This is a genomic window from Limosilactobacillus ingluviei DSM 15946, from assembly GCF_001435775.1.
GTDB lineage: Bacteria > Bacillota > Bacilli > Lactobacillales > Lactobacillaceae > Limosilactobacillus > Limosilactobacillus ingluviei.
The window spans coordinates 1-14674 of sequence record NZ_AZFK01000040.1; the positions used below are offsets into that span (position 1 = coordinate 1).

The 14674-nt window shown below is 52.6% G+C and carries 13 protein-coding genes and 3 tRNA genes; all 16 read left to right on the forward strand.

From position 1 onward, the window contains the following. The first annotated feature begins 139 nt into the window (after positions 1-139). A tRNA-Tyr gene (locus FC43_RS05205) sits at positions 140-222 on the forward strand. A gap of 10 nt (positions 223-232) precedes the next feature. Beyond that, positions 233-304: transfer RNA gene (locus FC43_RS05210), tRNA-Gln, on the forward strand. Between the two features lie 66 nt (positions 305-370). Beyond that, positions 371-1033: a hypothetical protein gene (locus tag FC43_RS05215; protein ID WP_056954666.1), complete on the forward strand. Its 663-nt coding sequence runs from the start codon at positions 371-373 to the stop codon at positions 1031-1033. Between the two features lie 67 nt (positions 1034-1100). Next, positions 1101-1817 carry an aspartate/glutamate racemase family protein gene (locus tag FC43_RS05220; RefSeq protein ID WP_056954769.1) on the forward strand — a complete coding sequence of 239 codons (717 nt, stop codon included), beginning with the start codon at positions 1101-1103 and terminating at the stop codon, positions 1815-1817. Positions 1818-2000: 183 nt separating this feature from the next. Next, positions 2001-2702 (forward strand): GntR family transcriptional regulator, encoded by a 702-nt coding sequence (locus tag FC43_RS05225; RefSeq protein WP_019206918.1) that lies wholly within the window; start codon positions 2001-2003, stop codon positions 2700-2702. A gap of 62 nt (positions 2703-2764) precedes the next feature. Beyond that, entirely contained in the window at positions 2765-4243 is a 1479-nt protein-coding gene (locus FC43_RS05230; protein WP_019206917.1) for a nicotinate phosphoribosyltransferase, read from the forward strand. Then, entirely contained in the window at positions 4236-5063 is an 828-nt protein-coding gene (gene nadE, locus FC43_RS05235; RefSeq protein ID WP_019206916.1) for an ammonia-dependent NAD(+) synthetase, read from the forward strand. The genes FC43_RS05230 and nadE overlap by 8 nt, the downstream gene beginning before the upstream one ends. A 15-nt stretch (positions 5064-5078) precedes the next feature. Continuing rightward, entirely contained in the window at positions 5079-7244 is a 2166-nt protein-coding gene (locus FC43_RS05240) for a Tex family protein (RefSeq protein WP_056954668.1), read from the forward strand. Continuing rightward, positions 7237-7710 (forward strand): SprT family protein, encoded by a 474-nt coding sequence (locus FC43_RS05245; RefSeq protein ID WP_056954670.1) that lies wholly within the window; start codon positions 7237-7239, stop codon positions 7708-7710. The genes FC43_RS05240 and FC43_RS05245 overlap by 8 nt, the downstream gene beginning before the upstream one ends. A gap of 45 nt (positions 7711-7755) precedes the next feature. Continuing rightward, positions 7756-7841 (forward strand) — tRNA-Leu (locus tag FC43_RS05250). A gap of 236 nt (positions 7842-8077) precedes the next feature. Further along, a complete protein-coding gene (locus FC43_RS05255; RefSeq protein ID WP_056954672.1) occupies positions 8078-9955 on the forward strand; it encodes a glycoside hydrolase family 2 TIM barrel-domain containing protein in 1878 nt (625 codons plus the stop codon). Continuing rightward, the gene (locus FC43_RS05260) at positions 9939-10922 is read left to right on the forward strand and encodes a beta-galactosidase small subunit (protein WP_019206912.1); all 984 of its coding nucleotides are present in this window, start codon (positions 9939-9941) and stop codon (positions 10920-10922) included. Before FC43_RS05255 ends, FC43_RS05260 begins: the two co-directional genes overlap by 17 nt. 17 nt (positions 10923-10939) lie before the next feature. Beyond that, complete coding sequence (manA, locus tag FC43_RS05265) at positions 10940-11914, forward strand: mannose-6-phosphate isomerase, class I (protein ID WP_056954674.1); 975 nt, start codon at positions 10940-10942, stop codon at positions 11912-11914. Between the two features lie 153 nt (positions 11915-12067). Further along, on the forward strand, positions 12068-13021 hold the full coding sequence (locus FC43_RS05270; RefSeq protein WP_056954676.1) for an AEC family transporter: 954 nt from the start codon (positions 12068-12070) through the stop codon (positions 13019-13021). 77 nt (positions 13022-13098) lie between these two features. After that, entirely contained in the window at positions 13099-13779 is a 681-nt protein-coding gene (locus FC43_RS05275; RefSeq protein ID WP_056954678.1) for a 2,3-bisphosphoglycerate-dependent phosphoglycerate mutase, read from the forward strand. An 11-nt stretch (positions 13780-13790) separates the two neighbouring features. Further along, positions 13791-14672, forward strand: coding sequence for an alpha/beta hydrolase (locus tag FC43_RS05280; RefSeq protein ID WP_056954681.1), 882 nt, complete (start codon positions 13791-13793; stop codon positions 14670-14672). Positions 14673-14674: the final 2 nt, after the last annotated feature.

The window sequence follows — 14674 nt, forward strand, 5'->3', positions numbered from 1 at the left end:
TGGGGGTAGACCAATTATTCTTCTAAAAGTTCATCAGTACCAGTTGACGAAGAACCAAAATAAATTAGACCTTGCAATCGGGTGAGGGATTGTGTATTATAATATATGTTGATTGTTCAGATGAAACGATTAACCTTACGGAGGAGTAGCGAAGTCTGGTTAAACGCGACGGTCTGTAAAACCGTTCCTTCGGGTTCGGTGGTTCGAATCCACTCTCCTCCATTTTAATTATTGGGCTATGGCCAAGCGGTAAGGCAACGGTTTTTGGTACCGTCATGCGCTGGTTCGAATCCAGCTAGCCCAACTGACAAAGTCGTCACGGTGGTGGCGGCTTTTTTGTTTCTTTACGTTCAAGAAAGGAAGCTTCACCATGCCAAAACAAGGTCAGTTTGCTCGCGTAGCCAGGGCAAGTCATCACCGGACGTTAAAGGGGCGGATTCACCGCCAGCAGCGAACGATTGCGGATGGGCAGGGGCCAGATTTTTTAGTGGCCCGGTTTGCCCTCACTGCGAAACGGCGGTTGCCCCCAGTGCTGCAGGAAAGTGCCCAGCGGTGCTTGCAAGAATTGGCACAGCCACTATTAGCGACGGGCGATGGTCAAGCGGCGCTGACGACCTTGATGCAGACGGCCCAGGGACGGGTGCCTTGGCAGTTTTGGGCGCAAGTCAGCTTGGCGTGGCCGGTCTTAGCAGCCTTTTTGCGTCGCGAAGTCCCAGCGGTTCCCCTCAAGCGGCGGGTCGAGCTGACAAAGCTTCTTAGTGCAGCGGAAGTTGATCAATTAATCGCGGCGCAGCTCAGCCGCCAAGCGGCAGCGTTGACCCTGTTGCAGACCCAGCAAACGGAACAAATCGAAGCCTTGGCCCGGCAATTGCAACAGCAGTTTTGGCGGGCGGAGCACTTAAATTGGGCCGCCGTGCAAGCTTTGTTGGGCCCCTTTCCCTTTGTGGCCGCGCCGGCGGTGGATGAGGGGACAGCGGCTTGGCTACGCCAGGTTGCGGCCTTTGATCCGGTGGCTTTTTTCAGTAACCAGTAAAATGTGTTAAAATTAACAAGTAAATTGCGGGGCCGGGGGGCTCTAGCAGGGGAATGAGGTAATGAAAATGAAGCATTTCTTTACAGTGTTAGGTGGGATGGGGACCTTGGCCACGGAATCCTACGTGCGCTTATTGGATCAACGGACCCCGACGCATGCGGATCAGGATTACTACGATTACATCGTGGTCAACCACGCGACGGTGCCGGATCGGACCAGTTGGATTTTGGATCACACAAAAGAAGATCCACGACCAGCCTTATTGGAAGATATTCGGCAGCAAAGTCTGTTGAAGCCAGACTTTTTTGTGTTAATTTGCAATACGGCCCACTACTTTTATGATGAATTGCAAGCCGCCACTTCGATTCCAATTTTGAACATGATCGAAGAGACGGTCAAAGAAATCAAGCACGTTACGCCGCAAGCCAAGAGGGTCGGCCTCTTGGCCACGCCGGGGACGATTCAATCGGGCTTGTATGATGGGTATTTGACTAAGGCAGGCTATGAAATTGTCAAACCGACGCCGGAATTGCTAGCGGCGACTGAATCGTTGATCTACGATGACATCAAGCAAGCGGGCCACTCGGACGGGGCGAAGTATCACCGGTTGGTGCAAGCGATGATTGAAGAGCAAGGCGCCGACGTGGTGATTTTGGGCTGTACGGAGTTATCGTATGCTGAAGAAATGGATCCCGAAACGGAATTTCCGGTTGTGGATTCGCAATCGACGATCATTGACCGGACGATTGAATTAGCTAAATGCCAAAAGTTAGGTCAGGACTAACGGGGCTAAACAGGATCAAGGGAAGAAAAATTCGCTTGATCCTGTTTTTAATTTGGACCATTCCGTTCCCAACGAGGCCAAAAATGCCAATGGGCACTAAAAAAATTGGTAGCCCAATTTGGCAAGTGTTAAAATAGAGGATAAACATCCAACCGACATTTATAAGGAGAGGAGCAATGACGCATGGGATCACCAGTCTACATTCAAATTCATAATGAATTACGCGAAAATATTGAAGCCGGGAAATGGCAAATCGGTGAAAAAATTCCGGCGGAACGGGAATTAGCCGCGGAATTTGGGGTGAGTCGGATGACCTTGCGCCAAGCGATTCAAACCTTAGTCGACGATGGGATCTTAGAGCGCCGCGTGGGCGCCGGGACGTACGTTGCCAATCGCAAGGTCCAAGAGAAAATGGCGGGGGTTACCAGTTTTACGGAATTGATGCAAGCCCTGGGCAAGGAACCATCGAGCAAGACGATTTCGTATCATTTGACCTTTCCATCACAAAATGAGGCCGAAACCCTGCATTTACAACCTGGGGAACGGGTCTTGCGGATGGAACGGATCCGCTATGGCAATCAAATCCCGATTTGCTACGAAGCCGCGACGATTCCAGCGTCGTTAGTCGAAGGGTTCAGTAAAGAAGAGATTACGACCTCCTTTTTCAAGACTTTGGCGGATAAGGCCAACCTTTACCCGGGGCATGCAACCCAAGCCGTTTCAGCGGTAAGTGCCACTGAACGGATTGCCGAATACCTCGGAATTCGCCGGGGGGATGCGTTATTGCGGATGAATCAAGTGTCGTATTTGCAGGATGGCCGGCCGTTTGAATACGTCCACTCGCAATATGTTGGCAACCGGTTTGAATTTGTGTTGGAAAAGTAGCGGGAAATGACTGACGAAGGTTATCAGGGCCTGCAACCAAGAATTGAGATTAGGAGAAAATCATGGAATACTTATACCCCGACGATAGCTTAATTTTGCATACGGATGCTTATGAATTAACGATGATGCAAACCTACTGGAAGCAAGGAATTGGTGATCGGAAGGCGGTCTTTGAAGCGTTCTTTCGGAAGATGCCCTTTAAAAACGGTTATGCCGTTTTTGCGGGTTTGAGCCGGATTATTGAGTACTTGAAAAATTTGCGTTTTACGGCCACCGATATTGAATACTTACGGTCCACGGGCATGTTTGATCCGGCCTTTTTGGATTATCTGGCGGACTTTAAGTTCCAAGGGACGCTCCGGAGCGTTGTGGAAGGGGAATTGGTCTTTAATCACGAACCAATCTTACAAGTAGAAGGGAATTTGCTGGAAACGTCCCTGGTCGAAACGGCCCTGTTAAACGTGATTAACTTCCAAATTATGATTGCCACCAAGGCTTCCCGGGTTAAGTCCGTGGTGGGTGATCAACTGCTGATGGAATTTGGGACCCGGCGCGCCCAGGAATTTGATGCCGCGTTGTGGGGGACCCGGGCGGCCTACATTGGTGGGTTTGATGCCACTAGCAACGTGCGGGCCGGCAAGCTGTTCGGGATTCCGATTTCTGGGACCCATGCCCACGCGTTGGTACAAACTTACCGTGATGAATATACGGCCTTTAAGGCCTATGCCCAAACTCATCACGATTGTGTCTTTTTGGTTGATACCTTCGATACCTTAAAGAGTGGGGTGCCAACGGCAATTCGGGTCGCGAAGGAATTTGGGGACCGGATCAACTTCCAAGGGGTGCGGATTGACAGTGGGGATATGGCCTATCTGTCTAAGCAAGTGCGGAAAATGCTGGATGAAGCGGGCTTCCCGGAGGCCAAAATCTTCGCTTCCAATGATTTGGATGAAAAGACAATTCAAAACCTCAAGATGCAAGGCGCTAAGATTGATGCCTGGGGGGTGGGCACCAAGCTGATTACTTCTTATGATCAACCAACTTTGGGCGCCGTGTACAAGTTAGTTTCGGTTGAAAATGACCAGGGCGAAATGGTCGATACGATGAAGCTCTCCAACAACGTCACTAAGGTATCAACGCCAGGGAAGCACCAGGTTTGGCGGATTACCGACCGGGCCGACGGCAAGAGCGAAGGGGATTACGTGACCCTCGCGGACGAAGATCCGCGGCAATTAGACTCTTTGTACATGTTTGACCCACAATTTACCTTCTTGCACAAGACGGTGAAGGACTTTGTGGCCCGGCCGCTCTTGCAAGATATCTTTGTGGATGGGGAATTGGTCTATGATGAACCAAGCTTGGATGAAATCAAACATTCGCATCAAGAGCGCTTAAACCGCCTGTGGGATGAATATAAGCGGGATCTTAATCCTGAAGTTTACCCAGTTGACCTGTCGCAAAAGTGCTATGACAATAAGATGGCATTGATTGCCCAAATTCATGATTACGTGCAAGCATTAGGGGAAGAACAAGATGACTAAACAAACCGAAATTATCGCGGCCCTCGAGGTACAGGCTAAGATTGATCCGACCGCAGAAATCAAGCGCCGGGTGCAATTTATCCAAGACTACTTACGTCAAACGGGAATGAAGACCTTAGTGTTGGGCATTTCTGGGGGACAAGATTCATCCTTGGCGGGGCGCTTAGCGCAACTGGCGGTAGAAGGCTTGCGAGCCGCAACCAAGGATCCAGCTTACCAATTCATTGCCGTGCGCTTGCCTTATGGCGAACAAGCTGATGAAGCCGATGCGATGAGTGCAATCAATGACTTTATTCACCCCGATCAAACCGTGCGGGTAAATATCAAGCCGGCCACCGACGCCATGTTGGCCAGTCTGGAAGCGGCCGGGGAGACCATCTCGGACTTTAATAAGGGCAACATCAAGGCCCGCCAGCGGATGATCGCCCAATACGCGATTGCGGGGGCCCACCGGGGCGCGGTGATTGGCACGGATCACGCTGCCGAAGCTGTGACGGGCTTTTACACCAAGTTTGGGGATGGTGGGGCCGACCTAACGCCTTTGACGGGGCTGACCAAACGGCAAGGGCGCGCCTTACTAGTCGCCCTAAACGCCCCGGCGCACCTATATGAAAAGACCCCGACGGCGGATCTGGAAGAAGAGCGACCAGCCTTGCCAGATGAACAGGCTTTGGGGGTTACTTACCAACAAATTGATGATTATCTGGAAGGCCAGCCCGTGGCCGCGGCCGCAGCAGCCAAAATCGAAGCTTGGTATCAAAAGACGGGCCATAAGCGCCACTTGCCCGTGGCCCCCCAAGACACGTGGTGGCGCCAGTAGATTAAGAGGTGAAGCATGGAGAACCAACTTGTTAAGCAAGTCGCTTCGGCCTTACCAGCTTACCAAAGCTGGCAGGTCGAAGCGGCTTTGCAGTTAATGGATGAAGGCAATACGATTCCATTTATTGCCCGGTACCGTAAGGAAAAGACCGGGACCTTGGATGAAGTTGCCCTGCAAGAAATTCAAACTAGTTACCACAAGGCCAGTGAGCTGTGGGCCCGCAAGCAAACGGTGCTCAAGGCAATTGAAGAAGCTGGCCAACTGACGCCAAAGTTGACGGCGCAGGTGCAAGCCGCGCCGGACCTGGCTACGGTGGAAGACCTGTACTTACCGTATAAACAGAAACGGCAAACCAAGGCACAGGTGGCCAAACAACAAGGGCTCCAGCCGCTGGCCAATTGGCTGCTGACTTATTCGGCCACTGCACCAGCTCAGGAAGCCGCCAAATACGTCCAGGGAGAAGTGGCTGATGCCGACCAAGCTTTGGCGGGGGCCCATGAGATCCTGGCGGAAGCGATCAGTGAAATGAGCTCGGTCCGGGCCTGGCTGCGGAATTTTGCCCAGCAGCATGGGCAAATTGAAACCGCGGTAAAAAAGGATGGCGCGACGCTGGATGAGCGCGGGGTTTACCAACAATACTATGATTTTAGCGCACCAGTCCAAGAGATGACTTCTTACCGGACCTTAGCGATCAACCGGGGAGAAAGCGAGAAAGTCTTGCGCGTGAAGCTGCTCCTGGACGAAGCAACGGTCCAAAACTATCTGAATTTCCGCTTGATCGGCAGTCACGAAGCCAGTCCGGCCGCCGCCTTGGTGAAGCAAGCGGCCCTGGATGCCTACCGGCGGTTCCTGTTGCCGGCGACGGAGCGCGAAATTCGCCGGCAATTGACGGACCAAGCCAACCAACAGGCGATTACGGTGTTTGGTGAAAACCTCTACCACTTGTTAATGCAAGCTCCACTAAAGGGCAAGGTTGTCTTAGGCTTTGACCCGGCCTACCGGACCGGGTGCAAGTTGGCGGTCTTGGATCAAAACGGGAAGCTGTTGGAAACTGCCGTGATCTATCCCCATGCCCCCGCGCCGGCAGCTAAGCGGGCCAAGGCCGGGGCAGAATTACGCGCCCTGATTGAAAAATACCAAGTGGAAATGGTGGCGATCGGGAATGGAACGGCCAGCCGGGAGTCCGAGCAATTTGTTGCGGCGGAGTTAAAGCAACTGTCACGGCCCGTTTACTATGTGATTGTCAATGAAGCCGGCGCGTCCGTTTATTCGGCCAGCCAAGCGGCCCGCGACGAGTTCCCAGCCCTGACGGTCGAAAAGCGTAGTGCCATCAGTATCGGGCGCCGCTTACAAGATCCGTTGGCCGAACTGGTGAAAATTGATCCCCAAGCAATTGGCGTGGGCCAATACCAACACGATTTACCGACCGGTGAACTTAAGGCCGAGTTGGCGGCGGTGATTGAGCGGGCGGTTAATCAGGTGGGCGTGAACCTGAATACGGCCAGTGCTCAATTATTGACCCATATTTCCGGCCTGTCCGCTGCGATTGCCAAAAATATCGTCAATTATCGGGAACAAAATGGGGCTTACACGGACCGGCAACAATTACTGAAGGTTAGTCGCTTGGGGCCGAAAGCCTTTGAGCAGGCCGCCGGCTTCTTGCGGATTATTGATGGGGCCAATCCCCTGGATAATACCGATGTGCACCCGGAAAGCTATCCTTTGGCCCGCCAGGTATTAGCGGCGGCCAACGTCAGTCCTGCGCAACTGGGGAGTGCAGCGGCCAATCAGCGTTTGCAGGCCTTGCCAATTACTCAGTTTACTAGCGAGGCCATTGGGGATGTCACCGTTAAAGACGTGATTGATGATTTGATGAAGCCGGGCCGGGACCTGCGGGATACGATGCCGGCGCCACTGTTGCGGCAAGACGTTTTGACATTGGCGGATCTGAAACCGGGGATGCAGCTGCAAGGAACGGTTCGCAATGTGGTGGACTTTGGCGCCTTTGTGGACATTGGGGTAAAACACGATGGGTTAGTCCACATTTCGCGCTTAACGAAGCAATTTGTCAATGATCCACGACAGGTGGTGGCCGTCGGTGATATTGTCACGGTCTGGGTTCAATCCGTTGACTTGAAGCGGGAACGGATTCAGCTGACCATGTTGGCCCCGAATGACTAATCAAGAGCTCTTGGCCTATACCCAGGCCTGGTCGTTAGCGGCCTTTCAGCGCCCTTTTCGCCACCAGATTTATTTCAACCGGCGCCTAAAGACAACCGGGGGCCGCTACCACTTAAGTGACCACCACATTGATATTAACCCCTTGATGTTGGAAGAATTTGATTTGGCCAATTTAAAACGGGTGGTGCTACACGAGTTGTGTCACTACCATTTGCACCTGACCGGGCGCGGCTACCAACACCGGGACCAGGATTTTAAGCAACTCTTGGCGGCGGTTGGTGGAGCCCGGTATGCCCCACGCACCAGCCAGCGGCGCCGGGTTCAAGCGCAGCAGCGCTACTGTTACCAATGCCAAGCCTGCGGGATTAGATATTGGCGCAAGCGGCGGGTAAATTTGGCCCGTTACCGTTGTGGCCGGTGCCGGGGGCGGCTGGTTCTTGAGAAAATAGAAAAAACTTCACGGTAAGCCTTGCCAACAGCTAAGTTATTTGATAATATATTATCTGTTGACGCGGCAGTGGCGGAACTGGCAGACGCGCAAGATTAAGGATCTTGTGGTCGTTTTAGACCGTGGAGGTTCGAGTCCTCTTTGCCGCACTACTAAGCTCTCATGACGATTTGATCGTTGTGGGGGCTTTTTTGTTGGTTAAATCATGAAGGTTTCCTTAATTTGTTGAAGTCAACCCTTATCATCCTGAAATGAAAGCGCTATACTGGAATGGTAAACATTTAGTAAAAAAACTAAGTGTAAGAGATGTCACCACTAGGTCGCCAGGTGGCCTAAGCGAAAGGGCTTTAGGCTGTCCGCGCTAGGATGAGGAGGTTTTTTGTTGATGGAGGCAGAATTAAAATGGTTGGATGATCCGACCGTCTTTCGGGTTAATCAAATCCCCGCGCACAGTGACCACCAAGCCTTTGCCAGTGAAGCAGAAGCGGCGGGGGCTGCTAGCAGTTTGGTGCAGTCATTAGATGGCAAGTGGCAGTTTATTTTTGCGGCGACGCCGAACGAGCGGCCCGCCAACTTTTGGGTGCCAGCCTTTGAAGGTCCCTTCGATGAAATTACCGTGCCCAGCGAAATTGAATTGAGTGATTACGCCCAGATTCACTATATTAATACTTGGTATCCCTGGGAAGGCCAAATTTACCGGCGGCCCGCTGGGACCGGCGATAATCCGCAAGCCCTGGACGACTTTTCCACGGCGGCCGACAATTCCGTGGGGATTTACCGGCGGACCTTTGACTTAGCTGCCGGTTTGCAAGGGAAGGATGTCCGGATCCGCTTTGAAGGGGCTGAACGCGCCTTGTACGTTTGGCTGAATGGGCACTTCGTTGGGTATGCCGAAGACAGCTTTACCCCGAGCGAATTTGATCTGACGCCTTATTTACAGCCGACGGGCAATGTCTTAGTTGTGGAAGTCTTCAAGCATTCCTCGGCGTCATGGTTAGAAGACCAAGATATGTTCCGTTTTTCGGGGCTGTTCCGCAGCGTTTCCCTGCTGGCCCAACCGGCGATCCACGTTGAAGACTTGCACATCTTGCCAACCGTCAACGATGACTTTACCAGTGGCCAGTTGGCGTTGAAGTTAAAGCTGACGGCCAAGGAAGCGGGTTATTTAACCGTCGATGTTCAAGACGCGAGCCAGACGTCGTTGCTGCACCAGCGCTTGACCAGCGCGGCAACGGTGGAATTAGCGCCAGTAACCTTTGAACAGGTCCACCTGTGGGATACGGATGATCCGTACCTGTACCACTTGGTAATTAAGGTTTATTCCGCCGCGGGGGCCCTCTTGGAAGTCGTGCCATATGACTTTGGCTTCCGGCGGATTGAAATCAATGCCAATCACGTCATTATGCTTAATAACCACCGCCTGATTATTAATGGGGTTAACCGCCACGAGTGGAACGCGAAGACGGGGCGGACGATTACGCTGGCCGATATGCACCAGGATATCGCCACCTTTAAGGAAAACAACATTAATGCTGTGCGGACCTGCCACTACCCTGATCGTTTGGAATGGTATCAATTGTGTGATCAAAACGGGATTTACATGATGGCCGAAAACAACTTGGAAACCCACGGGACCTGGCAAAAGAGTGGGGCAGTTGAACCATCTTATAACGTGCCAGGCTCCGTTGACTTGTGGCTGCCAGCGGTCTTGGATCGGGCGCGGACGAATTTTGAAACCTTTAAGAACCACCCGGCGATCCTGTTCTGGTCGTTGGGGAATGAATCGTATGCTGGTGAGGACATTGCAGCGATGGATCAGTACTATCATGACCACGACAGCAGCCGCTTGACCCACTATGAAGGGGTAATCCGCAATCCGGCCTACCGTGACCGAATCTCCGACGTCGAAAGTTGGATGTATTTGCCGCCGGCCGGGGTTGAAGAATACCTGCAAACCGCGGATAAACCGTTCTTGGAATGCGAATACATGCACTCGATGGGGAATTCCGTTGGGGGGATGGGTTCGTACATCCGTTTGATGCAAAAATACCCGCAATACGCCGGCGGTTTTATCTGGGACTTTATTGATCAAGCCCTCTTAGTGACCGATCCGGTAACCGGCCAAGAAGTGATGCGCTACGGCGGGGATTTTGATGACCGTCACGCTGATTATGAATTCTCGGGGGACGGCATTATGTTTGCCGACCGAACCCCAAAGCCAGCAATGCAGGAGGTTAAGTACTACTATGGATTACCAAAATAAGCTCCACGTGATTTATGGCGACGGCACCCTCGGCCTGCAGGGACCCGATTTCGCCTACCTCTTTTCATACGAACGCGGTGGGTTGGAATCCCTGAAGATCAAAGGCAAGGAATGGCTCTACCGGGAGCCCAAGCCGACCTTTTGGCGGGCAACGACCGATAATGACCGGGGCAATGGCTTTAATGTGAAAGCAGCCCAGTGGTTAGCCGCGGATTATGCCTTACCGTGCCAAGCAATCAGCTTAAAAGTCGATGAGCGCAAATTCAAGCAAGTGCCGGTCGCGCCAGCCACGAATGAATTTACCAACCATGAAGAAGCTGAAAAAGTTAAAATTACTTTTACCTACCAAACGTTGACGGTTCCCGCGACGACGGTGAAGGTGACCTATAAGGTCAAGGCTGATGGGACGCTGAAGGTGACCGCCAAGTACCACGGCCAAGCCGGCTTGCCAGAGCTGCCGGTCTTTGGGATGCGCTTGATCATGCCAACGATGGCCGCCGGCTATGAATATGAAGGTCTGTCGGGCGAAACTTATCCGGACCGGATGGCCGGCGGGCGGCCGGGAACCTACGAAATTCAAGGGTTACCGGTGACTAAGTATTTGGTACCCCAGGAAAATGGGATGCACATGGCTACCAAGTGGGTAAAAATCACCCGGCAGACGACGTTGAACAACGCCGATCATGATGATCAACCCTTTAGCTTGACTTTTAAGGCTGCAAACGGCGATTTTGCCTTTAGTGCCTTGCCATACACCAGTGAAGAATTAGAAAATGCCACCCACCAAGAGGAATTGCCGCCAGCCCGGCGGACCGTACTGGTAATTGCGGGGGCGGTCCGTGGTGTTGGGGGGATCGATAGCTGGGGAGCAGATGTGGAACCGGCTTATCACATTGATGGCACCGTCGATCATAAGGTCAGCTTCGTGATTGATCCAGGGTTGCAAGGAAACGTTCAAACACACTAACAAAGGAAATGAGTAGTATGACGCAAGCACCACTGTTTTTAAAGCCCGTCTTCCATGAAAAAATCTGGGGCGGGCGCCACTTAGCCAGTGACTTTGGTTACCAAATTCCCGCCGGGCCGATCGGCGAATGTTGGGCAATTTCTGGGCACCCCCATGGGGTCAGTATCGTCGCGAATGGTGAGTTTGCCGGGCAAGATTTGGCCACCCTTTACCAAAGTCAACCGGCGCTCTTTAATTACCCTCAGGGTGATCGCTTCCCGTTATTAACCAAGATTTTAGACGCCAATGCCAAGCTGTCCGTCCAAGTTCACCCTGGCGATGAATATGCCCGTACGCATGAAGGCGAGCTAGGCAAGACGGAATGTTGGTACGTCCTAAAGGCCCAGCCGAACGCCTACTTGATTTATGGCCACCAGGCGAAGAGCCGAGCTGAATTGGCCGAGTTGATCGATACCGGCCAGTGGGGCCAATTATTAGGGAAACTGCCAGTCAAGACGGGGGACTTTGTCTACGTGCCCAGCGGGACGATCCACGCCTTGACCGAAGGGATTGAAGTGCTCGAGACCCAGCAGAGTTCCGACGTGACCTATCGCTTGTATGATTATGATCGCAAGGGCCCGGATGGCAAGTTACGAGAGCTCCATTTAGCACCCGCCAAGGCAGTCATTACGGTTCCCTTTGTTGCTCCCCAATTGCACCAAACCACGCAAACCGTGGGCGCCTCAACGGTGACCACCTTGGTAGCGCCACCGACGTCACCATACTTTACGGTCCAAAAGGTGGTCGTCAACGGGGAGTTGCCGCAACAAATGGGCTCACAAGCCTTTGTTTTGGCCTCGGTAATTGCGGGGCACGGTGAATTGGTGGTGGCGGGCCAAACTTATCCCCTCGTTAAGGGGCAGCACTTTATCTTGCCGCACCCGGTCACGGACTGGACCTTCCGGGGGCAACTGACCTTGATCACGTCGGTGCCGGCTCCAGATAAATATTAAATGACTCTAGAGGAGCTGGTGCGTTTTGCCAGCTCCTTTTCTAATTTTTCTCTCATTTAAGCTGGTCATCCCTTTGAATCCGGCATACAATAATAGGGTTACTTAAGGCGAGTTTCGCTTCGACAAAAACTACACGTAAGAGAGGAAAATTAAATGTTTGCGGTCTTTTTAGCGGCGCTTTCGGGGGTCGGTGTAATTTTGGCGATGGTGGTCATTGGTTTTATCCTGAATGAACGGAGCTGGTTTACCCCCGCTTCGGGCCGGGTGATTTCGCGGCTCGTGACGCAAGTGGCCTTACCAGCCTACATGATTTCAACGATTACCAAGGAATTTTCTGCCGATCAACTCCATGTTCTGCTGCCGGATTTGCGGTATCCGGTGATTTCGATGTTGATTTTGTTTGCCCTGTCGTTAGCGGTGGCCAAGGCCTTAGCGATTAAGCGCGATCACTTGGGCTTGTTTTCATCGATGTTTTTTAATTCGAATACGGTCTTTATTGGGTTGCCGATTAATCTAGCCCTCTTTGGCAGCCCGTCCATTCCGTATGTTTTGGTATATTACATGGCCAACACGACCTTTTTTTGGACCTTGGGGGTGTGGCTGATTCAAAAGGATGGCACTGGCGCAGCCAAATTGGATGTCAAACAGGCGTTGAGCAAGTTGTTTTCTCCGCCGCTGTTGGGGTTTATTGTGGCGGTAATTTTAGTCGTTGCCCACGTTAAGTTGCCCCGCTTTATTTTGTCGACGTGCAATTATTTGGGGGGCTTAACGATCCCGCTGTCCATGCTGTTTATTGGGATTGCCATTTCTAATGCTGGCCTGGCCCGGGTCCGCTTTAATCACGATGCCTGGGGAATTTTGCTGGGGCGGTTTCTCATTGCGCCGGCTTTGATGGCCCTGTTGGTTTTGCCAACGGCCATGCCGACGTTGATGAAACAAGTCTTTATTATTCAAGCGGCCATGCCGGTGATGACCAATGCGCCGGTCGTTTCAAAGCTTTATCACGCCGATGCTGATTACGCAGCGATTATGGTGACGGAAACGACCGTTTTGTCGGTGATCGTAATTCCAATTTTGATGGTGGTAGTCCAAACTTTAGTCAAGTAAGGAAATCAGCGCCACAATTCACCCGGCAGTGGGCAGATTCGTGATAAGATAAGAACGAGAAAAAGAGGGGGTGAAGTATGGCAAGATTAGTCATTGTTCGTCACGGTCAAAGCCAGGCGAACCTAGCCAATATTTTTACGGGGTGGACGGATTCGCCCTTGACACCTCACGGGATTGCCCAAGCCCAAGCGGTCGGTCGGCTGTTGGCCCAACGAGGCTACCAGTATGGGGCGGTGCACACTTCGTACATGCAACGGGCGATCAAGACCGCCAATTTGATTTTGGCGGCCCAGGATCAGTTATATATTCCTATGTTTAAAACCTGGCGGTTAAATGAACGCCACTATGGGGCTCTAAGTGGCCAGAATAAGGCGGCGGTGAAGGCCAAGGTCGGGGCGGCCCAACTGCAGGCCTGGCGTCGGGGGTATACGGCGGTGCCACCCCAGTTGCCACGCGCCCAGCACGAAGCGCGGTATGATCGCTTGGGGGTGGCCATTCCGCGGGCCGAAAGCCTGGCGATGACCGAACGGCGTCTGGTCCCGTATTGGCAGGATCAGATTGCGCCCCGGCTGTTAGCGGGCCAAGATCAGCTGGTGGTTGCGCACGGCAGCTCGTTGCGGGCCTTGATCAAATACCTGGAAGGGATCGGTGATGCAGAAATTGATCGTGTTGAGGTTCCTAATGCTGAGCCGATCGTCTACCAACTTGATACCCGTTTGCAAATTCAAACCAAAGAAATTATTAATCAACCAAGTTAAAGAGGTGCGGAATGCAAATTAAAGAACTTACCAACAATCCAACCTTGGCCGGCCAAGTCCGGTTGATTGAAAACGTAACTTACGCAGCGGCTGATGGGGAAGCTTTGCACCTATCTTTGTTGGTCCCGTGGCTGCAACGGCATCGGGTCGCTGAATTAGCGCCCCGGCCCCTGTTGGTCTTTGTGCAGGGCAGCTCCTGGCAACGACCGACCTTGGGGGAAGAAATCCCCCAACTGGTGCAATATGTGCATCAGGGCTTTGTCGTTGCCACGGTTCAACACCGCAACGCGATTGAGGGCCATCCCTTCCCGGCCTTTTTGCAAGATGTCAAGACGGCGATCCGCTACTTGCGGGCGCATGCGGCGCAGTATGCAATCGACCCGCACCAAGTCGTCTTGTGGGGGACGTCATCCGGTGGGAATGCAGCCTTGCTCGCGGCGTTGACTGCCAATGATCCGGCTTACCGGACCGCTGATTATCCGGACCAGTCGGATCAGGTAAATGCAGTGGTGGCTTGCTTTGCCCCTACGGATGTGGCGGATACCTTTGCTTATACGCAGCATGTGCCAGGTTCTGATTTGTTGAAAATCTGTCTATTCGGGCAAGACCCAGCCCAGTGGCCGGCTAAAATGAAGGAAATGAGTCCGTTGTACCGGATCCAACCTGGGCAAACCTACCCAGCCTTTTTATTGTTACATGGGGATGCCGACCAAGTTGTGCCATATCATGAAATGGAAGACATGGCGACGGCCTTGGCTGCTGCCGGGGTAGCGGTGGAAGCGGTCCGGGTCAAGGGCGCGGATCACGAAAAGGACTTTTGGAGTCCCGCCGTTTATCAAACCGTGGCGGACTTCTTGGCCTGCCAAATCAAGCTTGAACCAACGGCAAAGTAGAA

Excerpts from the sequence above, each read along its gene's own strand:
- FC43_RS05215 (WP_056954666.1), top strand. The coding sequence starts at position 371 with ATGCCAAAACAAGGTCAGTTTGCTCGCGTAGCCAGGGCAAGTCATCAC.
- FC43_RS05220 (WP_056954769.1), top strand. The coding sequence starts at position 1,101 with ATGAAGCATTTCTTTACAGTGTTAGGTGGGATGGGGACCTTGGCCACG.
- FC43_RS05225 (WP_019206918.1), top strand. The coding sequence starts at position 2,001 with ATGGGATCACCAGTCTACATTCAAATTCATAATGAATTACGCGAAAAT.
- FC43_RS05230 (WP_019206917.1), top strand. The coding sequence starts at position 2,765 with ATGGAATACTTATACCCCGACGATAGCTTAATTTTGCATACGGATGCT.
- nadE (WP_019206916.1), top strand. The coding sequence starts at position 4,236 with ATGACTAAACAAACCGAAATTATCGCGGCCCTCGAGGTACAGGCTAAG.
- FC43_RS05240 (WP_056954668.1), top strand. The coding sequence starts at position 5,079 with ATGGAGAACCAACTTGTTAAGCAAGTCGCTTCGGCCTTACCAGCTTAC.
- FC43_RS05245 (WP_056954670.1), top strand. The coding sequence starts at position 7,237 with ATGACTAATCAAGAGCTCTTGGCCTATACCCAGGCCTGGTCGTTAGCG.
- FC43_RS05255 (WP_056954672.1), top strand. The coding sequence starts at position 8,078 with ATGGAGGCAGAATTAAAATGGTTGGATGATCCGACCGTCTTTCGGGTT.
- FC43_RS05260 (WP_019206912.1), top strand. The coding sequence starts at position 9,939 with ATGGATTACCAAAATAAGCTCCACGTGATTTATGGCGACGGCACCCTC.
- manA (WP_056954674.1), top strand. The coding sequence starts at position 10,940 with ATGACGCAAGCACCACTGTTTTTAAAGCCCGTCTTCCATGAAAAAATC.
- FC43_RS05270 (WP_056954676.1), top strand. The coding sequence starts at position 12,068 with ATGTTTGCGGTCTTTTTAGCGGCGCTTTCGGGGGTCGGTGTAATTTTG.
- FC43_RS05275 (WP_056954678.1), top strand. The coding sequence starts at position 13,099 with ATGGCAAGATTAGTCATTGTTCGTCACGGTCAAAGCCAGGCGAACCTA.
- FC43_RS05280 (WP_056954681.1), top strand. The coding sequence starts at position 13,791 with ATGCAAATTAAAGAACTTACCAACAATCCAACCTTGGCCGGCCAAGTC.